This window comes from Pontibacter mucosus (assembly GCF_003054055.1).
Taxonomy (GTDB): Bacteria; Bacteroidota; Bacteroidia; order Cytophagales; family Hymenobacteraceae; genus Pontibacter; species Pontibacter mucosus.
The window spans coordinates 50,345-69,725 of sequence record NZ_QBKI01000005.1 but is presented as its reverse complement, the minus strand read 5'-3'; the positions used below and the strand labels follow the sequence as shown (position 1 = coordinate 69,725).

Here is a 19,381-nt window from a genome sequence, read left to right as displayed (position 1 = left end):
ATAAAGTATAAAAAAGGGGCGCTGAAACCAGCGCCCCTTTTTTATACTTTATACTTTACTATTTCCGTTTCAGCGTCAGAAAAGTATAGCTATACTTATTCTTTTCGTCCGGCTCGTGGTGTTCCTGTTCTACCACCTGCCACGCATCGTCTGGCAACTCCGGAAAGTAAGCATCACCCTCAAAACTTGCATGCACACGCGTCAGGTATACGATGTCAGCCAGCGGCAATGCCTGCTTGTACACATTCGCTCCCCCAATGATACTCACCTGCTCGGTATCCAGCCCCTTGCCTTTAGCAATGGCCTCCTCCAGCGAATGGACCACCACGCAGCCTTCCGCCTGATAGTTTTTCTGGGAAGTGATGATGATGGAGGTTCGGCCGGGAAGCGGTTTGCCAATCGCCTCAAAGGTTTTGCGACCCATGATCATCGGGTGCCCCATGGTCAGGCTTTTGAAATGCTTCAAATCGGCTGGCAGGTGCCATATCAGGTCGTTGTCTTTCCCGATGACGTTGTTCTCTGCAGCGGCTACTATAATGGCTAGCATAGCTTATAAGTCAAATTTATACCCGCGCAGCAGGTCCTGCACCGGCATGCGCTTTTTGCCCTCCATCTGCAGGTCAAGTATGGCGATGGCCCCGGCTGCTGTCTGTATGTGCAGATACGTTTTGTTATCGGTATGGATGGCGCCAGGCTCGGATGTATAACCTGTACTTTCTAATGCCTCTACCTTAAAAATCTTGAAGTTCTTGCCATTCAGTATGGTCCAGGCAGCAGGGTAGGGGCTCAGGCCGCGTACAAAGTTGCGCACCTGTTCGGCAGGTTGATTCCAATTAATCTGGCAGGTATCCTTAAAGATCTTCGGGGCAGCCTTGGTTTCGGCAGAAACTACCTGTGGCTGCGTATGCACCTGACCGCCCTCTATGGCCTGCACCGTTCGCAGGGCAAGCTCCGCTCCGGTATACTTCAGCTTCTCGTACAGTGTCCCGAAATCGTCCCCGTCCAGTATCGGCACGCGCTCCTGGAAAATCATGTCACCGGTATCAATCTCGTGCCTGAGGAAAAAGGAGGTAACGCCGGTTTCTTTCTCGCCGTTGATGATGGCCCAGTTGATGGGCGCCGCGCCGCGGTACTGCGGCAACAGGGAAGCATGGATATTAAAAGAACCAAGCTCGGGCATGGCCCAAACCGCCTCCGGCAGCATTCTGAAAGCGACGATAATCTGCAGGTTAGCCTTGTAGCTTCGCAACTCCTCCAGAAACGTCTCTGACTTGAGGTTTGTCGGCTGCAGTACCGGGATTCCTTGGGCCACGGCATACTCCTTCACTGGCGATTGGCTGAGCTTTTGCCCACGGCCGGCCGGTTTGTCGGGTGCGGTGATAACGGCTACGACCTTATACTTATGTTCGACGAGTGTCTGCAGGGTAGGCACGGCAAAATCCGGCGTACCCATAAACACGATGCGTAAATCTCTCATGCTTAGTTAAAGTCCGGGTAAAGCAGGTACTGCTTACGCAACGTTTTGTACTCGGTAAGCGCAGGCTCCCAGCTGGCTCTTATCTCAGCCTCCGTTTTACCGGCAATTACCTGTTTGCGCAAGTCTGATGTGCCGGCCAGTTTCTCAAAGAAGTTGTTGAAGAACTTCTCCTTGTTAGTAGAGTTGTTGTACATCTCCAGCAGGTACGCCAGTGTGAACGGCTGGGCATGCGACGGGTCTGTCAGGTCCAGGCCATAGCAGGTGACGTCTTTATGCGGCGGGTTAGTGGCGCCCGGCGTGCTAACCGGCGTAAAGCTGAAATCCTTTTTCTGATAATATGGGCTCCCGATGATCTGGAACGGCGTAGGGGTGCCGCGGCCCACGCTCACATCCGTACCTTCGAACCAGCAAATGGATGGATACAGCGCAATAGACTGGGCGTTAGGCAAGTTAGGTGAAGGCCTTACGGGCAGGTTGTATGGCATGTTGTGGTCGTAGTTGTCCATCGGGATAACCGTCAGTTTTGCCTGACGCCCGCCATCCAGCCACTTTTGCCCGTTTATCATGTTCGCCAGTTCGCCTACCGTCAGGCCGTGCACAATCGGAATGGGGTGCATCCCTACAAACGAGATGTGCTCCTTCTCCAAAACAGGTCCATCCACGTAGTGTCCGTTAGGGTTTGGCCTGTCGAGCACCAGTACTTCCTTGCCGTTTTCGGCGGCGGCCTCCATCACGTAATGCATGGTGCTGATGTACGTATAGAAACGGGTGCCCACATCCTGAATGTCGAACAGGAGCACATCGAGGTCCTTTATCTGCTCGGGCTTTGGTTTTTTATTGCTGCCGTAAAGCGATATGATGGGCAGGCCGGTTCGGGAGTCGGTGCCATCCTTAATGTGCGCGCCTGCGTCAGCCTCCCCGCGGAAGCCGTGCTCGGGGGCGAAAATTGTTTTTATCTCTATTCCGCGGCTCAGGAGCGTGTCCACCAGGTGCGTTTGACCGACCATCGAGGTCTGGTTCACAATCATACCAACGCGCTTACCCTGTAGCTGGGACAAGTATAGCTCCATTTGCTCGGCACCTAGCTTAAGTGGCTGGGCTTGTTCGGGAGCAGGGGCAGCGGCTGTGGCCTGCACTTCGGAAGTCGTGTTGGCAGGAACTTGCTTTGCGTTGCAGCCGCCCAGGGCGAGCAGCAAAGATGCGGATAGTAGCAGGTAAGGGTTTGTCATCGTTTTTCTAAGGTAGAAGTCAAAATTGATACCTATCTTTAAGGCCGTTAATCTGATTTACACGCGTGAACATCTCCAAATACATATCCGATAAAATATCAGAAGTACAGGCCGGCTCCTTCACGCAGTCGGTTACAAAAATAGCAATTATAAGTATAGCAGCAGGCATTGCTATCATGATTGTGTCTTTTGCCATACTTGAGGGCTTCCGCAACGAGATCCGGGACAAGATCTTCAGCTTTGGCGCGCACCTGCAAATCAGCAAGTATGATACCAATAATTCCTACGAAGGCGCCCCCATCAGCCAGAACATCGGCGTGACGGAGGAAATACCGGGTATCAAAAAAGTGCAAGGCTTTGCCCGCAAAACAGCCATTATCAAAACAGAAGACGAGGTGCTGGGCGTGGTGGTGAAAGGCGTAGATAAGGATTATGACATGACCGCCATGCAGCAGAACCTGGAGGCCGGCAAGCTGATCTCCTTCCCGGATACGGCTGCCTCGCTGAACGTGCTGGTGAGCAAGAGTATAGCCAGCAAGCTAAAACTGGGTGTGGGCGATGAGGCGATTTTCTACTTTATCCAGAACCCGCCCCGCGCCCGCAAGCTGCAGGTTACCGGCATTTACAATACCGGGCTGGAGGAATTCGATGAGGTTTTCGTGATCGGGGATATCCGGCTGATTCGGGAGCTGAACAACTGGCCGGACACGCTGGTGGGCGGGGTAGAGGTTGTGCTCCACGATTTTGAGCAGATAGACCAGGCCGCAGAGCAGGTGTTTGAAAGTATGAATTACGATTTGCAGCTCGAGAAAATCACTGATCGCCACGCGCAGCTGTTTGACTGGCTCCGGCTGCTGCAGAAGAACGTGGTGATTTTTCTGGTGCTCATTATTTTCGTAGCTACATTCAACATGGTTTCCACGGTGTTTATCATGATCATTGAAAGGATAAACATGATTGGCGTGCTGAAGGCCGTGGGGGCCACCGACGCGCAGATAAGGCAGGTGTTTTACTTCAGGGGCCTCAAGCTGACGCTCAAGGGCCTGCTGTGGGGCAACATCATCGGGATAGGCTTCTGCGCGGTGCAATACTATTTCGAGATCATTCCGCTGGACCCGGAAAACTACTACATGGACCGCGTGCCGATTAACTGGAACATTCCGGCCATCCTTATCCTGAACATACTTACCCTGGTGTTGACCATGCTGGCCATCCTTATACCTGCCGCCATGATTGCCCGCATCAAACCGGTAAAAGCGATAAAGTTTGACTAAAACCGGCAAACTCAGGTTTACTGCAGTTGCTTTACTAACAGGTGCCGCTGCGCTTAGCTGGATGAACCTGGAGGAGTGGTACCGGATAGCAGTGCGAGTTGAAACTAGCGGTTACCCCATTGCCACGAAGGTCCTGTGCCATACTTCTATAAGTCTCCGGAGTTGTATACAATAGTGGCGGCTAGCTGGGGTGCTATCTTTCTGACACTCTCCTTAAGTAGCCTTTATTCTTTGAAGTATGGAAACTCCAGGGTGCTGCTTCTAACTACTGTGGGGCTTTTTGCAGCGCTTGTGCTTATGCTGCTGCAAGCTGCCTTTTAAAAGCCGGAACCAAAGTATAAAGAGGCATATCCAAAGTATAAAGCAGCCGTGAGAAGGCTGCTTTATACTTTGAGAAACCCTTAAACCGCTGCTTTGGCCGGTGCGCCTCCGCTCTGCTGCAGCACCTCGCGGCGTGGCACCGGAAGGGCGACGTCATTTCGCTCGAAAGTATCCTTAGCGCGCTCATTCATGTCCCAGTACAGTGCCCAGTAGTCTTCGCGCTTGCACCAGATGCGGGTGCTTATCGTAATGGAATGCTCTGCAAAATTCGTAACCACAATAGCCGGGGCCGGCTCCTTCAGCACACGCTCATCCTGGCTTATCAGCTCTGTTATCAACCGGCGTACCTTGCCAATGTCATTGTTCACAGATACTGTGAAGAGCAGCTCTACGCGGCGCGTGCTCTCCACCGAATAGTTGACCACCACCGCAGAAGCCAGCGGGCCGTTGGGGATAAAGATGGTTTTGTTGTCAGCGGTCTTCAGGACAGTGTTGAAAATGTTGATTTGCTGAACGGTGCCGCTCTGGCCCTGCGCCTCTATAAAATCGCCCACCCGGAAAGGCTTGATGGTAAGTATGAGCACCCCGCCGGCAAAGTTTGCCAGGCTACCCTGCAAGGCCAGGCCGATGGCCAGGCCGGCGGAGCCCAGCACCGCAATAAAGGAGGTCATCTCTAAACCCAGCTGAGCAATAACCAGCACAAGCAGCAGCACCCACAGCGCAATGCTGAGTATGCTTAGCAGGAAAGGCCGCAGCGACTCATCAACGCTTTTGCGCAGCATGATGTTGTTAAGGAAGGTCTTCAGCCGCTTGATAACCCAGGCGCCAATAACCAGCAGGAAAATGGCTACGAGCAGTTTCAGGCCATACAGCACGGCAAAGTTCACGATCATCTCCCGGATAGAATCAAAATCCAGTACCATAGGTTGTTATGAGTTAAAAGTTGAGAGTTTAAAGTTGAGAGTTTAAAGTTGATGGCTCGAATTACAGGGAATTATGCGTGTTTAAGAACTCAGTAGCAAGGCGGCAGGTGGCGGCAGTTCAGCACCAGGTTGGGGTCGGGACATAGCTGCGCATACTTGGCTCGCTCTGCTGTGGTGGCCACGCCAGGGTAGTCGCCATACCTGTTACCCATGTCAGCAATAACCTGGAAGTGCAAGTGCGGCGGCCAATGCCCGTTTTCAGGGTAGGGTCCCACCTCGGCTATTTTTTCGCCTTTGGAAAAGCGTTGCCCTGCTCGCAGGCCATGCAGAGAGGCGCGGCTCAGGTGCCCGTACAAGGTATAAAACCTTACCCCCTCCAGCTCATGCTGCAGGATGATGGTCGGGCCGTAATCGCCAAAGTTGTCGTTATCCTGGAAGCTGTGCAGGGTGGCGTCCAGCGGGGTATAAACTGCTGTGCCGGCAGCAAGCCATACATCCACGCCCAGGTGCAGGTTGCGGCTTTGGGTCTCGGCATCAAAATGGCGGCTGCGGCGGTAAATAAAGCGGTCCTCCAGATAACCCCCTACGCCTGTGGTGGCCTGTTGCTGTTGCAGCAGCTGCGCCACGGCGGCATTGAAAGCAACTGTATCCTGCAGGTCGGTTTCTTGCAGCAGCTCGTTTTTTTCGGAAAAGTCGAGTAAGCACACGCTGTCGGCGTTCAGGTCAGTGTCCAGAACAGGGGCGAAGGTGTGGCGGTGAAGCTTTAATAGGTCGCTAAGGGTTGTCTCTTCGTTCATATACTTGCATAAAAGGCACGTAAAGGAAGTACCTTTTATGCAAGTTAAGCAGAATTAGCTTAATGGTGCAGACTCCTCTTCCTCCAGCACTTTGGAGAAGGTTTTCAGGCTTTTGGTTTTACCGAAGAGCTCTTCCGATTTTCTGCTGTAAGCCAGGGCGGCCTCCTGCAGGGTCTCGAAAGTGCCCAGGTTGATACGCTGCTTGTTATGGTGGATGATGGCCCGGTATTTCTGAGCCTCCTTGTGCACGCCGCGCACCCCGAGCTTGTTCTCGGTTTTGGTGGTGTTGCGCACGATTTTGCAGAGCGGGGCCCACTCCAGGTTCTCGCGGCGGCAATCGAGCTTGTTGCCGTTTTTAAAGTGCACGTACAGCTTCAGGTCGCTCTCCGGCTTGTCCAGCAGTTGCTCGCCAATCATCTTGTGCAGATAAATGGTCTCGTTGCGGTATTTCCCGTTCTTGAGCGGCCAGTTTTTCTGGAAGAAGGCATACCCGTTGGAGTGGATGCGCAGGTGCTTCAGAAACTCAATTTGTTGCAGGTATGCATTGCTTTGGATGTAGTCATAAGTAGTGTCGTCCACCACTACCGTTTTTTCACAGTTTTTTAGCGTTAGTTTGTACAGCATGTTGTTGTTTTCATGTTAAAAGGATGCGTTGATTACACAAGCATGGGCACAGGTGGGAACCATCGCCATGGCAGCGTTCGGTAAAGTTCAGCTTTTTTTTAATATATTTTACAACTAATATTCAAAAATATTATTGTGTAGCCGGCACCCGCATCCTAAAATTTATACGATACTTTCCTGTAACAGGAGGGATTGTCGTAACTTTCAGCACCAAAAGAAGTTTTACAACAAGACTAATCAGAGCAAAGTATACACTAACATGAGTAGCCCTTATCTAAACCTGAAGGTTGTAGAGATTACACACGAAACGGCAGACGCCGCCACCATACATTTTGAACATCCCCAGAAACAGAAAATAGACTACAAGCCCGGCCAGTTCCTGACGCTTATACTGCCCATCGAGGGCAAGGAAGTGCGCCGCTCCTACTCCCTGTGCAGCACCCCGCACGAGGCCCCGCGCCTGTCGGTAACGGTAAAGCGCGTGGAGGGCGGCCTGGTGTCGAACTACCTGCTGGACACCCTGCAGGTGGGGCAGGAGGTGAAGGTGATGGAGCCACTCGGTAATTTCTGCCTTACCTGCGCCCCCACCAACCAGCGGCAGGTGCTGCTGTTCGGTGCCGGCAGCGGCATCACGCCCCTTATGTCCATCCTGAAGGCGGTGCTGCACGAGGAGCCCAGCAGCAAGGTGACGCTGCTTTACGGCAACAGCAACGAGGATTCCGTCATCTTTAAGGAACAGCTGCAGCAGCTGGAGGCAGATTACCCGGAGCGCCTGCGTGTGGTCTACATCTACAGCCAGCCCAGGCAGGCCTGCGACTACCGCGGCCGCATGAACCAAAGTATGATTATCCGGATACTGGAGCGCCTGCAGCTGGCCAAGATAAGCAACGGCGTATACTTTATGTGCGGACCCGAAGGTATGATGGACGAAGTGCGGCACGCGCTGAATGTGCTGCATGTGCCGGCAGACCAGATTTTCCGGGAGAGTTTCGTGAGCAACAAGCTGCAGGACAAGCAACAGCAGGAGCAGCACGGCACCGTGGTTTCATCAGAAGATGACGGGGAGATTACCACCCAGACCGTGACGGTAATTTACGAAGGCACCGAATATAGCTTTGTGGTGGAGCCGGACCAGACCATACTGGAGGCAGCCCTGGAGCAGGACATCGACCTGCCATACTCCTGCCAGGCCGGCCTTTGCACCGCCTGCCGCGGCAAATGCCTGAGCGGAAAGGTGCACCTGGAAGAGCGCGAGGGGCTCTCTGATGCCGAGATGGAAGAGGGCTATACCCTTAACTGTGTGGGGCATCCGCTAACTCCTAACGTAGTTATTGAGATAGGATAGTCCATAAAAACGTATACAGAAGCAGAATCTTTGGAAACATTTCCAGGTTCTGCTTATTTATTTGTACTTTCGTAAGAAGTGCCTATATTGTACTTCTGAAATATACATTGCTGTAATGACAATACAACAAACAACTGACCTTACCCTGCCCAAGCGTCTGCCGCGTACCTACCTGTCCGAGGATTTTAAGGTGGAGAAATGGGAAACTATACAACCATACTTTGAGGAGTTAAAAGCCCGCCCAATAAACAACGTAGAAGAGCTGGAGCAGTGGATGCATGACCGCAGCGAGCTTGAGAGCGTGCTTTCTGAGGACCTTGGCTGGCGCTACATCCGCATGACCTGCAACACGCAGGATGAGGAAACCACACAGGCTTTTCAGTACTTCGTTTCGGAGATAGAGCCCAACATTGCGCCGCTGGACCACGAGCTGAATCTGAAGCTGATGCACTCGCCGTACGTCAACGGGCTCGACAAGGAAAAGTACAAAATTTACCTGCGGGGAGTAGAGCGGGCGTTGGAAATTTTCCGGGAAGAGAACGTGCCCTTGCAAACGGAGATCAGCACCAAGCAGCAGCACTACGCGGCCATTACCGGTGCCATGACCGTGACGCTGGATGGCGAGGAAATGACCCTGCAGCGTGCCGCAGACCGTCTGAAGCGCACAGACCGTGCGGTGCGGGAAGAGGCCTGGCGCGCGGTGCAGGAGCGTCGCTACCAGGATCACGAAAAGCTGGACAACCTGTTCGACGAGCTGTTAAAGCTGCGCCACCAGGTAGCCGCCAACGCTGATTTTGAGAACTTCCGCGACTATATGTTTGCCGCCATGGGCCGCTTCGACTACACGCCGCAGGATTGCTTCGACTTCCACACATCCATAGAGGAAACCATCGTGCCGCTGCTCACGCAAATCGATGAAGAGCGCAAGCAACAGCTGGGGCTGGATACGCTCCGGCCATGGGACCTGGACGTAGACCCGAGTGGCAAAAAACCGCTGGAGCCCTTTAAGAAAGGGGAGGAGCTTTTGGAGAAAACCATACAGGTGTTCTACAGGCTGGATACCTACCTGGGCGACTGCCTGGCCATCATGCGCGAGATGGGACATCTGGACCTGGAATCGAGAAAAGGAAAGGCGCCGGGTGGCTACAACTACCCGCTGGATGAGATCGGGGTGCCGTTTATCTTTATGAACGCTACCTCCAGCCTGCGCGACGTGATCACAATGCTGCACGAAGGCGGCCACGCGGTGCATTCCTTCCTTACCCGCGACCTGTGGCTTAACTCCTTCAAGCATCCGCCGTCAGAGGTGGCAGAGCTGGCATCTATGTCCATGGAGCTAATCTCCATGGATTACTGGGATGCTTTCTTCGAGGATGAGGACGAGCTGCGCCGCGCCAAGAAAACGCACCTGGAAAGCGTACTGGAAACCTTCCCGTGGGTGGCCACTGTGGATAAGTTCCAGCACTGGATTTACGAGCATCCGGAGCAAACGCAGGAGCAGCGCCACCAGGAATGGCTCAACATTTTCGAGACATTCAACCACAGAACCGTAAGCTGGCAGGGGCTGGAGAAGTATAAGCCGTTTATGTGGCAGAAACAGCTGCACATTTACGAGGTACCGTTCTACTACATCGAGTATGCGATGGCCCAGCTCGGCGCCATCGCTGTCTGGAAGAACTATAAGGAGAACGCTGCCGAAGGGCTGGCGGCTTACAAACGCGCCCTGAGCCTGGGCTACACGGTCTCCATCGGCGAGGTGTATGAGGCAGCCGGCATTAAGTTCGACTTCAGCACCGAGTACATCAAGAGCCTGGTGGATTTTGTGCGCGGCGAAATGGAGAAGCTATAAATACAGACTCTCTGTTTATACTTATAAATCGCCCCGCTGTCATTACTTGGCAGCGGGGCGATTCTTTTTTTACAGGTATAAGGCTGATTGCCGGAGGGTTACTTTTGTAGTGGTATTCCTGGCAAAGACAAAGTATAGCAGAAGCTTAATACTGGCATAGCTTTTGGTTTGGGGTTGAGCGTCCGCAGCAGAGCGGAAAGCGTTTATTATTTTACCCAATTATTCTACTAAAACTATGTTAAAAACCAATTTTTACCTGCCCCTGTCACTGTTTATACTTATGATGGTCAGTTCCTGCGCCTCCAAAAAAGCGGTTACTGCTCAGGAAAGCGTTTCCCAACAAACGCCCACAGCAGAGCAGGTGGAGGACAACCCGAAGCTCTGGCAAGAGAAATTTGAGCGGGGCATTGATTTTGTTGCCACAGGAAACGAGCCGTTCTGGTCGCTGGAGCTGGATGAGGAAGGGCAGCTCGTGTTTAAAACGCTGAGTGAGGGAGAAGAAAGTATAAAAGTACCAATGCCGGCTGCTGAAAGGATTCCCGGGGAGGAAGGAACTATCTACAAAGCACAGACAAGTTCCGGGCCTTTGGAAGTACGGCTGCTGCGCCAGCCCTGCGAGGATACGATGTCCGGTAAAAAATCCCCCTATACGGTAACGGTGCGCTACAAAGGGCAGGAGTATAGCGGCTGCGGCAACTACCTCAGCGACGCCAGGCTGGAGGGAACCTGGGTGCTGCAGCAGCTCCGTGGGAAAGAGGTGGCCGTTGAGCGTGTACCATTCCTAAGCTTTTCTCTGTCTGAAAGCAGCGTGTCTGGCAACGCAGGCTGCAACCGAATTTCCGGAGGCATGGAAGCCAGAGGCAAAAAATTATACTTCGGCGCGATAGCTGCCACCCGCATGGCCTGTCCGGACATGGACATAGAGAGCCAGGTGCTGCAGGAGCTGAGCAAGCGCGAGTTTGAGTATAAAATTGAGAACGATAAGCTGCGGCTGCTGCATAACGGAACTGAGGTCATGGTCCTGCAGCCCCAGAAGTAATTTATACTTTCTGTAAACCAGCAGCGCCGGCTATACTTTAGCCGGCGCTGCTGGTTTATACTTTATAGGCTGATTATAGCGGCTTAAATTGCTCAAACATCTGGCGGCAGTTGTTGCAGTAGTGCATGGAGCGGCAAAGCGTAGGGCCGAATGGGGTTCTCAAGCTTGTGTCCTCGCTGTCGCAGTAAGGGCACCTGACGTGCTCCAGAATATCCAGGTCCAGAATCAGGTCATACTTGGGCGGTGGGGCAAGGCCAAATTCTTTAAGGTGTTGCCGGCCTCGCTCGCTAAGCTTGTTGCTGTCCCAGGGCTTGTCGAAACTCATGTTAACCGTATACTTGCCGATGCCATGCTTCTCCAGCGTGCGCTCCACGTCCTTTTTCATGTAGTCCATGGCCGGGCAGCCGGCGAAGGTGGGCGTCATGTTCACGGTTACGTGCCCCTCTTCCGAAATGTCCACGCCTGTGATCACCCCCAAATCCACCAGCGACAGCACCGGTATCTCCGGGTCTTTCACCTCCTCCAGCAGGGTTAATATGTGTTCTTTGGTCAGGTTCATACTTTTGATTCCAGACAAAAGACTGTGTGATAAAGGACAAAAGAGATGCTTTACTGATAAACAGAGTCATTTGTCCTTTGTCACATAGTCCTTCGTCAAAAAAATTACCATTCAGCTGTCGGGTCGATCTTAAATACCTCGGCCATCTCGTCCAGTAGCGGCTGCAGGTGCTCAGTGTGGTCGCCGTAGCGTCCGCCATACTTGGGTGCTGTGCTTTCCAGGTCAGGCAGCTTCAGCTCCGTTTTCTCGATGACAGCCTGTATGCGCTTGAGCCATTCCGCTTTCACCGCTTCTTCTCCGGCATACACACCCGTATCAATCAGTTCCTGCTCATACTTCGATTTTTCGAACATCCCCAGCGCATAAGGCAGCGCCTCGTTAAGCGAGGATTGCAAGCGAAGGATGGCTTCTTCCGTGGAGGAGCCGAGGTTCTTGATCCAGGTATTGGCGTGCAGCACGTGGTATTTTACCTCCCCTTTGAGCTTGGTGGCTACCTTGGCAATTGGCTCGTAACTTGACTGGGCCAGCATCTCGAAGCGGATGAACTCGGCATTGTCGTAGAGGAAGTGGCGGATCAAACTGAAATCATACTCGCCATTTGGCAGCTCTACCAGCTGGCTGCTGTGGAACTGGTTGGCGTTGCGGGTAAACGCCACCGTGTCCGGGTCGGCCTCGCCAAACTCCTGCAGCAACGTATAAAAGGCAAGGCTGTGGCCAATTTTATCCTGCGCCATCGACGAAAAGGCAATGTCCTCCTCCAGTATCGGGCCGAAGCCGGTCCACTCGGAGTTGCGGTGGCCAAGTATAAGCTGGTCGTCGGCTAGTTTGTATAACAGGTCTTTTATTGCTTGCTCGTTCATTATGGGGCAGTACTTTTTTGTTCCTCCTTATACTTTGTAATCTTGTCCATCACCTTATAGGCCGTGGCTTCGCGGTACTTTTTCTCGGGCACGGTCAGCCACATGTCCTTGTCCTCCTCCGCCGACTGCAGTACATGCTTCGACTTGACCACCCACACATTCACAATCGGGCCTTTGTCTCCGAACTGCCGCTTTGCCTCTTGCAGGGCCTCCTGGTAGGAGGTCGCCACAACACGACCGGCATGGGTGTGGGCTTTGCCACGCTTCTTCAGGTGAAAGATCTCGTAAGGCTCCGGTTGTTCGCTGCGCTCGGTAGGCTCCTCCAGGCGAATCACGTCGTACACGTTCTCATCATCGCCTACGTAGGGCGTCACCATGATATGCGAGGTGCGGGCCACCCACATGCCACTGCAGGCAGCGCGGCGGCTGTATTGCTCCTTTGAGAAAAGGAATGCCACCTCCTCGTTGGGCGCATGCACCGGGCCTACATACGTATAGGCAGCGCCTTCTTTTTTCTGGTGGAAAGTCTCGTAGGTTTCAAACTGATCCAGCACAGGCTTCGGCTCCGCTGGGGGCAGCGCGCCTTCGGGCAGATTCAGTCGGGTTACTCTCGGGTCAAGGGACTTCAACATGAGTGAATAGTTAAGAGTGAAGAGTTAAGAGTTATGAGTTGATTTACTTTTAACTCTTAACTCTCAACTTTTAACTGAAGCCATTACGCCTTTAGGCTAACGGCTTCACATACTTTGCTTTCGGGTGGAGCAGGGCACGGCGTACCCAGGCGCCGCGTTCTTCGGCGGTGCGTCGCACGGCCAGGCGCTCGGCATTGCACGGGCCGTCACCGTTTATCACACGCTTGAACTCCTCCCAGTCTGGCTCAGTGTAATCCCACTTACCGGTTTCGGGGTTCTTCTTCAGGTTGGGGTCCGGAACTGTCAGGCCCAGTTCCCAAATCTTAGGCACGTACATGTCCAGGAACTGCTGGCGCATGTCGTCGTTGGAGGCCATTTTCACTTTCCAGCGCATCAGAATCTCGGTGTGCGTGCTCATCTTGTCCGGCGGCCCGAAAAAATGCATAATTGGCGTCCACCAACGGTTGAGGGCAGCCTGTATCATCTCGCGCTGTTTAGGAGAGCCGGTGGCCATGTGCACCACGGCGTCGTGGCCATACTTCAGGTGGAAGGCCTCCTCGGCGCAAATGCGGTCCAGGGCACGGCAGTACGGACCGTAGCTGCCCTTGGCGTTGGCCAGCTGGTTTACGATCGCCCCCGCATCAATCAGCCAGGAAATAATATTGGAGTCGGCCCAGGTAAAGGCCGGGTAGTTAAACACGTTCGAGTACTTGGACTTGCCGTTGATCAGGTCGGTCAGCATCTGCTCGCGCGATTTGCCCAGCGTTTCGGCGGCAGAGTATAAAAGCTGCGCATGGCCTACCTCGTCCTGCACCTTGGCCATCTGAGCCATTTTGCGGCGGAAGCCGGGGGCGCGTGTAATCCAAGTGCCTTCGGGCAAGGCGCCGATAATTTCGGAGTGCGCATGCTGCTCGATCATGCGGATAAGCTGCTTGCGGTAGAGTTCCGGCATCCAGTCGGTAGGCTCTATTTTTTCGCCGCGAGCGATGCGCGCCTCAAACTCGGCCAGCTTTGCAGGGTCTTCGTTCTGCAGGGTGTCGAATTTGGTGGCCTCAAAAACGTTTCCTCCTCCGTACATAGTATTTACAGTTTTAAGGTTCGGTAAAAGTGCCGGGCCGCGTTACCAGCCCGGCGATTGTTTGTTTAAGGTGTATCAAGGTGAGAGTAGGTATGATGTATGGCCTTGCGTTAGTTTCGCAGGCCGTTTAGTAGCATCTCCGACAGGTTTTCGGCAATCTCCGTTGGCGTCATCTTGCCCTCTGGCTTGTACCAGGTGTGAATCCAGTTAAGGGCGGAAAGTATGGTGAGCACGGCAAATTTCTCGTCAGGCACGGAAAACTCCCCGCGCTGAATGCCCTCGCGAATGATTTCCCGGAAGCGGGCCTCATACTTATCGCGCAGGGCCAGAAAGTTGCTGTGCAGCGGCTCGCTCAGGTGGCGCCACTCGTGCAGGAAAACGGCCGAGGCTTCTGTGTTCTGCGTCAGCACCTGCACGTGGGCGGCAATGGCGCGCTGCAGGCGCACGGTGGCGGGGCCTGCCATACTTTCGGCAGCATCCAGGGCATCAAAAAACTCATCGGCCATCTTAAAGCACACCCGCTGCAGTATCTCCTCTTTCGACCGGATGTGCGAGTAAATGCTGGCGGCTTCGATGCCCAGCGCATTGGCCAGGTCGCGCATCGAGGTGGCCGTGTACCCCTTCCTTTTAAAGAGAGCCGTGGCGGTCTTTTCGATTTGCTCCTTTCTGGTCAATACTGCTTCCATACTATAAGTAACAAACATACACAACCTAACGTTCGTTAGCAAATTTATTTTATAAACGTTTATACTTTTAGAAGGTTAATGTAATCACAACCCAAGGGGTTCGGGGAGAAATTATATGTCTTCCAATTAATGCAGCGTTGCGTCGGCGGTTGCGTATATTTACCAAGCCCTTATTTACTAAACGACAAACATCATGACTGACCTGACAAATACGGCCGAGCGGCTGACAATGGAGTTCGTGCACTATGAGGTAAAAGAGCGGGTAGGGTACATCACCCTGGCCCGGGCAGAGAAACGTAATGCCCTGAACTATGAGGTAGTATCTGAGCTGAAGCGCGCTTTTAGCATCGCCGAGGAGGACGAGGCCTGCAAAGTGATTGTGTTGCGGGCGGAGGGCAAAGTGTTCTGCGCCGGTGCCGACCTGGAGTACATACAGCGCCTGCAGGAAAACGATTACCACGAGAACCTGCTGGACTCGACCCACCTGATGGAGCTTTTCCGTTTGATTTATACGTTGAAGAAAGTGGCTATCGCCCAAATACACGGCCACGCCATTGCGGGCGGCTGCGGGCTGGCAGCCATCTGCGATTTTGGTTTCACGGTGCCCGAGGCCCGGTTCGGCTACACGGAGGTGAAAATCGGCTTTATCCCGGCGATTGTGAAGGTGTTCCTGCTGCGCAAAATTGGGGAGTCGAGGGCCAAGCAGCTGCTGCTGACCGGCGATCTGATAGCTGCTGAGGAGGCAGAGAGGTATGGGTTGGTGAACTATGTGGTGCCCGCCCGGGAGCTGGAGGAGCGGGTGTTCGCCTTTGCTCAAAAGCTTTGCGCCGAGAACTCCAGACAAAGTATGGAGGTAACCAAGGAAATGATTGCCCGCGTACAGAGTATGTCGCTGGAGGAGGGCCTCCAGTATGCCGCCGAAATGAACGCCGTGGCGCGCGGCAGCGAGGATTGCCAGCGCGGAATTGCCGCTTTTCTGAACAAAGAAGAAATAAAGTGGTAGCCTTCTGTTTAAGTTTTTTAAACTATTCCTTAAACTTGCTGTTTTGTGTATGCTGACAGGCATCGGAGTTATGCTTCTGACTTTTGTGGCGATGGAGGGCGTGGCGTGGCTCATGCACAAGTATATATTGCACGGCTTCCTGTGGTTTCTGCACAAGTCGCACCATACACGCCATCAACACGCTTTTGAATGGAACGACCTGTTTTTTGCCTATTATGGGGCGCTGGCGATGCTGTTTTTCATCTTCGGCACCGACCCGTTAGATTACAGGTTCTGGATCGGCGCAGGCATCACCCTTTACGGGCTAGCCTACTTTCTGATACATGATGTGTTCATTCATAGGCGGTTAAAGTTGTTCGGGAAAACGTCTAACGTTTACCTGAAAGCTTTAAACATGGCGCATAAGGTGCACCACAAAGTACAGGGCAAGCATGGCTCAGAGTCGTTCGGAATGCTGTGGGTGGCCCCACGCTATTTCCGGTTAGCCCAGGAATTAGTTAAGAAACAGGAACAGGAGAATCGTGGCTCAGTACACTATTAAAGAACTTGAACATCTTTCGGGCATCAAGGCCCATACCATCCGGATATGGGAGCAGCGCTATGGTATTCTCAATCCCATGCGCACCGAAACAAACATCCGCTATTACGATGACGCTGACCTGAAGTCGCTGCTCAACATCTCGCTGCTGAACGAACGGGGCTACAAGATCTCCAAGATAGCGCAGATGGATGAGCAGCAGATACAGGAGACGGTGCAGCAGCTGTGCGAGCAGCCCTGCGCGGGGGCGCACCACGTCAAGGAGCTGGTGTCGGCGATGGTGGACATGGACGAGCCGCTCTTCGACCGGGTGCTCTCCAAGGCAGCCCTGCAGATAGGCTTTCAGGAGACGATGCAGGAGGTGATTTACCCTTTCCTGAACAAGATTGGCGTGCTTTGGCAAACGGGTAATATTACGCCGGCGCACGAGCATTTCGTCAGTAACCTTATCCGGCAGAAGCTGCTGGTGGCCATTGACGGACAGACAGCCCGCTGGGCGGAGGACGCGCCCGTTTATATTTTATACTTGCCCGAGGGAGAGCTGCACGAACTGGCGCTGCTGTACATGAACTATGTCTTGCGGGCCCATCAGCAGCGGGTTATTTACATGGGGCAACACCTGCCGTTCAAAGATCTGGAGCTCACCCACGAGCAGTTCCAGGCAGAGTTCCTCTGCACGGTCCTCACCACCGTTCCGGAGCGGGAGCAGGTGCAGGCCTACATCGATAAATTGTCGGCGCGTTTCCCCGATAGCACCATTTACCTGTATGGCTACCAGGCGCAGCACGACTTCCTGGTGTTCCCTGAAAATGTGGTGCGCCTAACCTGCATGAAAGACTTAATAGCCAAATTAAAGTAAAATTTTTGCACCATTTCCTGGTCGGGCCACCGCTCCTTGCGTTTAAAGGGAGCGGTGGCCCGATTTTATTTGGCCCCTTTCGTCGGGTTATCCTGTCGTTTACCCTGAAAATATGTACGTACACGGGTTAAGAATGCGTTATTTGTCGAAATTGTTTAAGTAAACGCAAAAATAGATTACACAAACCTATTTTTATTTCGAAGATAATCGTATATTTGTTTATGGTTTAACCATAAAACTTTAAACAGAATGACAGCTCTGGAATTTAATACCCTTGTACAGAATGTGGCGCAGTCGCTCCGGCCTGCTGCCATGAACCTTACCCGCAACCTGGACGATGCCAAGGACCTGGTGCAGGAGACCATGCTGAAAGCCCTTACCAACCGCGATAAGTTTAAAGCCGGAACCAACCTGAAGGCCTGGCTCTATACTATCATGCGCAACACCTTCATTAACAACTATAATAAGGTAACCAAGCGCAGCAGCAACGTAGATAGCACCGAATACCTGCAGTACCTGAATACCGACGAGAACTACGTGACCCAGAACAAAGGGACGGCAACTTTCGTCATGAATGATATCAACACGGCCATTGCTGCACTGAATGAGGAGCATCGCACGCCTTTCATGATGTACTATGTCGGTTATAAGTACCTGGAGATTGCAGAGAAACTGCAGATTCCGATCGGTACGGTAAAGAACCGCATCCACATTGCCCGCAAGGAATTAAAAAAAATGCTGAAGGTGTATGAGCTGGAGGCGTAAGCAAGTATAACCTAAACCTACTATATGGGTGGAACACGCGTGATCGTTATCGGCTCGGGCTTTTCGGGTTTGTCGGCTGCTACCAGCCTGGCGGCAAAAGGCTATGAGGTAACCGTGCTGGAGAAGAACAGCGGCCCCGGTGGCCGCGCCCGAAGCTTTACCGCCGATGGATTCACGTTTGACATGGGCCCCAGCTGGTACTGGATGCCCGACGTGTTCGAGGCCTATTTCAATAAATTCGGGAAAAGCACTTCCGATTATTACGACCTGCGCCGCCTGGATCCTTCCTATACGGTTATCTTCGGCGAGGACGATTTTGTAGACATACCAGCCCGGCTGCCGGAGCTGCAGGCGCTCCTGGAAAGTATGGAGCCCGGCAGCGCTGCGCAGCTGGATTTGTTTCTGGCCCAGGCTGCCTACAAGTATGAAGTGGGCATTAACCAGCTTGTATACAAGCCGGGCCGCTCCGTAACCGAGTTTATGAGCCCGCGCCTGCTGCTCGATGTGCTGCGCCTGGATGTGTTCCAGTCGTTTCACAAGCACATCCGCCGCTTCTTCCGGCACGGGAAAATTATCAAGCTCATGGAGTTTCCCATCCTGTTTTTGGGAGCTTTGCCGCAGAATACCCCCGCCCTGTACAGCCTCATGAACTACGCCGACATCAGCCTGGGTACCTGGTACCCGATGGGCGGCATGTATAAGATTGTGGAGGGAATGGTGTGCCTGGCAGAAGAGAAGGGCGTAAAGTTTATTTACAACCAGGACGTGCAGCGGCTGGAGGTGAAGGGGGGAAGTATAAACCAGGTAATAACGGCCACGGATGTGTTTGAGGCAGACGTGGTAGTGGCCAGCGCCGACTACCACCACGTGGAGACGGAGCTGTTGCCGAAATCCAGCCAGAGCTATTCAGATACTTACTGGGACAGCCGCGTGATGGCGCCTTCTTCGCTCTTGTTTTACCTGGGCGTGAACAAACGCCTGCAGTACCTGCGCCACCACAACCTCTTTTTTGACGAGGACTTTGGCCCGCACGCCGAGGAGATTTATACTTCGCCGCAGTGGCCCCGCAAACCGCTTTTCTATGTTTCCGCGCCTTCCGTAACCGACGCTAGCGTGGCGCCGGAGGGCTGTGAGAACCTGTTTGTACTTATCCCTGTCGCGCCGGGCCTGGAAGATACCGAGGAGCTGCGCGAGAAATACTTTCACCTGGTGATGGACCGCCTGGAGCGCCTGACGAAGCAGGAGATCCGAAGCCACATTACCTACAAGCGCAGCTATGCGCACCGCGATTTTATCCAGGACTACAACGCTTTTAAAGGCAACGCCTACGGGTTGGCCAACACGCTGCTGCAAACCGCCCTCCTCAAGCCGAGCCTGAAGAGCCGAAAAGTCCGGAACCTCTACTATACCGGGCAACTCACCGTGCCCGGGCCTGGCGTGCCGCCCTCACTTATATCGGGGCAGGTTGTGGCGAAGGAAATTGAGAAGGAATACGCACCGCCGGTTACCGTACATGTATAACC

20 protein-coding genes are annotated in these 19,381 nt (G+C 53.3%); 9 read left to right on the top strand and 11 right to left on the bottom strand.

Annotated features, from left to right (window positions below; all coding sequences use genetic code 11):
• Nucleotides 1-58: 58 nt before the first annotated feature.
• Genes C8N40_RS11030 through C8N40_RS11020 form a run of 3 tightly spaced genes read right to left on the bottom strand, consistent with a single transcriptional unit; the run spans nt 59 to nt 2,706 of the window.
• A complete protein-coding gene (locus tag C8N40_RS11030) occupies nt 59-547 on the bottom strand; it encodes a dihydrofolate reductase (RefSeq protein ID WP_108211836.1) in 489 nt (162 codons plus the stop codon).
• Nucleotides 548-550: 3 nt separating this feature from the next.
• A complete protein-coding gene (gene fmt, locus C8N40_RS11025) occupies nt 551-1,477 on the bottom strand; it encodes a methionyl-tRNA formyltransferase (RefSeq protein ID WP_211318079.1) in 927 nt (308 codons plus the stop codon).
• A 2-nt stretch (nt 1,478-1,479) separates the two neighbouring features.
• Entirely contained in the window at nt 1,480-2,706 is a 1,227-nt protein-coding gene (locus C8N40_RS11020) for an exo-beta-N-acetylmuramidase NamZ family protein (protein WP_108211835.1), read from the bottom strand.
• Nucleotides 2,707-2,771: 65 nt separating this feature from the next.
• Between C8N40_RS11020 and C8N40_RS11015 the strand changes: the two genes are divergently transcribed.
• Entirely contained in the window at nt 2,772-3,980 is a 1,209-nt protein-coding gene (locus C8N40_RS11015; RefSeq protein ID WP_108211834.1) for an ABC transporter permease, read from the top strand.
• A gap of 401 nt (nt 3,981-4,381) precedes the next feature.
• Here C8N40_RS11015 and C8N40_RS11010 read toward each other — a convergent pair whose 3' ends face one another.
• The 3 genes from C8N40_RS11010 to C8N40_RS11000 form a co-directional block, all read right to left on the bottom strand.
• Complete coding sequence (locus C8N40_RS11010) at nt 4,382-5,224, bottom strand: mechanosensitive ion channel family protein (RefSeq protein WP_108211833.1); 843 nt, start codon at nt 5,222-5,224, stop codon at nt 4,382-4,384.
• An 89-nt stretch (nt 5,225-5,313) separates the two neighbouring features.
• Nucleotides 5,314-6,021 (bottom strand): peptidoglycan DD-metalloendopeptidase family protein, encoded by a 708-nt coding sequence (locus C8N40_RS11005; protein WP_108211832.1) that lies wholly within the window; start codon nt 6,019-6,021, stop codon nt 5,314-5,316.
• Between the two features lie 54 nt (nt 6,022-6,075).
• Complete coding sequence (locus tag C8N40_RS11000; RefSeq protein WP_108211831.1) at nt 6,076-6,645, bottom strand: HNH endonuclease; 570 nt, start codon at nt 6,643-6,645, stop codon at nt 6,076-6,078.
• 259 nt (nt 6,646-6,904) lie between these two features.
• On the opposite strand from C8N40_RS11000, the gene C8N40_RS10995 reads away from it, so the two are divergent.
• The 3 genes from C8N40_RS10995 (at nt 6,905) to C8N40_RS10985 (ending at nt 10,878) form a co-directional block, all read left to right on the top strand.
• Nucleotides 6,905-7,990, top strand: coding sequence for a ferredoxin--NADP reductase (locus C8N40_RS10995; protein WP_108211830.1), 1,086 nt, complete (start codon nt 6,905-6,907; stop codon nt 7,988-7,990).
• A 115-nt stretch (nt 7,991-8,105) separates the two neighbouring features.
• The gene (locus C8N40_RS10990) at nt 8,106-9,839 is read left to right on the top strand and encodes a M3 family oligoendopeptidase (protein WP_108211829.1); all 1,734 of its coding nucleotides are present in this window, start codon (nt 8,106-8,108) and stop codon (nt 9,837-9,839) included.
• 235 nt (nt 9,840-10,074) lie between these two features.
• A complete protein-coding gene (locus C8N40_RS10985) occupies nt 10,075-10,878 on the top strand; it encodes an META domain-containing protein (RefSeq protein ID WP_108211828.1) in 804 nt (267 codons plus the stop codon).
• Nucleotides 10,879-10,951: 73 nt separating this feature from the next.
• On the opposite strand, the gene paaD is transcribed toward C8N40_RS10985, so the two are convergent.
• From paaD to C8N40_RS10960, 5 genes are all read right to left on the bottom strand, one after another.
• Complete coding sequence (gene paaD, locus C8N40_RS10980) at nt 10,952-11,437, bottom strand: 1,2-phenylacetyl-CoA epoxidase subunit PaaD (RefSeq protein ID WP_108211827.1); 486 nt, start codon at nt 11,435-11,437, stop codon at nt 10,952-10,954.
• Nucleotides 11,438-11,541: 104 nt separating this feature from the next.
• Nucleotides 11,542-12,297, bottom strand: a complete 756-nt coding sequence (paaC, locus tag C8N40_RS10975; RefSeq protein ID WP_108211826.1) for a 1,2-phenylacetyl-CoA epoxidase subunit PaaC — start codon at nt 12,295-12,297, stop codon at nt 11,542-11,544.
• Nucleotides 12,297-12,929 carry a phenylacetic acid degradation b gene (locus C8N40_RS10970; protein WP_108211825.1) on the bottom strand — a complete coding sequence of 211 codons (633 nt, stop codon included), beginning with the start codon at nt 12,927-12,929 and terminating at the stop codon, nt 12,297-12,299. Before C8N40_RS10970 ends, paaC begins: the two co-directional genes overlap by 1 nt.
• Before the next feature lie 91 nt (nt 12,930-13,020).
• Nucleotides 13,021-14,007: a 1,2-phenylacetyl-CoA epoxidase subunit PaaA gene (paaA, locus tag C8N40_RS10965; RefSeq protein ID WP_108211824.1), complete on the bottom strand. Its 987-nt coding sequence runs from the start codon at nt 14,005-14,007 to the stop codon at nt 13,021-13,023.
• Between the two features lie 110 nt (nt 14,008-14,117).
• On the bottom strand, nt 14,118-14,693 hold the full coding sequence (locus C8N40_RS10960; RefSeq protein WP_108212060.1) for a TetR/AcrR family transcriptional regulator: 576 nt from the start codon (nt 14,691-14,693) through the stop codon (nt 14,118-14,120).
• Nucleotides 14,694-14,922: 229 nt separating this feature from the next.
• On the opposite strand from C8N40_RS10960, the gene C8N40_RS10955 reads away from it, so the two are divergent.
• The 5 genes from C8N40_RS10955 to C8N40_RS10935 all read left to right on the top strand — a co-directional run bounded on the left by C8N40_RS10955 (nt 14,923) and on the right by C8N40_RS10935 (nt 19,379).
• Entirely contained in the window at nt 14,923-15,696 is a 774-nt protein-coding gene (locus tag C8N40_RS10955; protein WP_108212059.1) for an enoyl-CoA hydratase/isomerase family protein, read from the top strand.
• Between the two features lie 49 nt (nt 15,697-15,745).
• Nucleotides 15,746-16,237 (top strand): sterol desaturase family protein, encoded by a 492-nt coding sequence (locus C8N40_RS10950; RefSeq protein ID WP_108211823.1) that lies wholly within the window; start codon nt 15,746-15,748, stop codon nt 16,235-16,237.
• Entirely contained in the window at nt 16,218-17,093 is an 876-nt protein-coding gene (locus C8N40_RS10945; protein WP_108211822.1) for a MerR family transcriptional regulator, read from the top strand. Before C8N40_RS10950 ends, C8N40_RS10945 begins: the two co-directional genes overlap by 20 nt.
• Nucleotides 17,094-17,342: 249 nt before the next feature.
• Entirely contained in the window at nt 17,343-17,858 is a 516-nt protein-coding gene (locus tag C8N40_RS10940; protein WP_108211821.1) for an RNA polymerase sigma factor, read from the top strand.
• Nucleotides 17,859-17,882: 24 nt separating this feature from the next.
• Nucleotides 17,883-19,379, top strand: a complete 1,497-nt coding sequence (locus tag C8N40_RS10935) for a phytoene desaturase family protein (protein ID WP_108211820.1) — start codon at nt 17,883-17,885, stop codon at nt 19,377-19,379.
• The last annotated feature ends 2 nt before the right edge of the window (nt 19,380-19,381 follow it).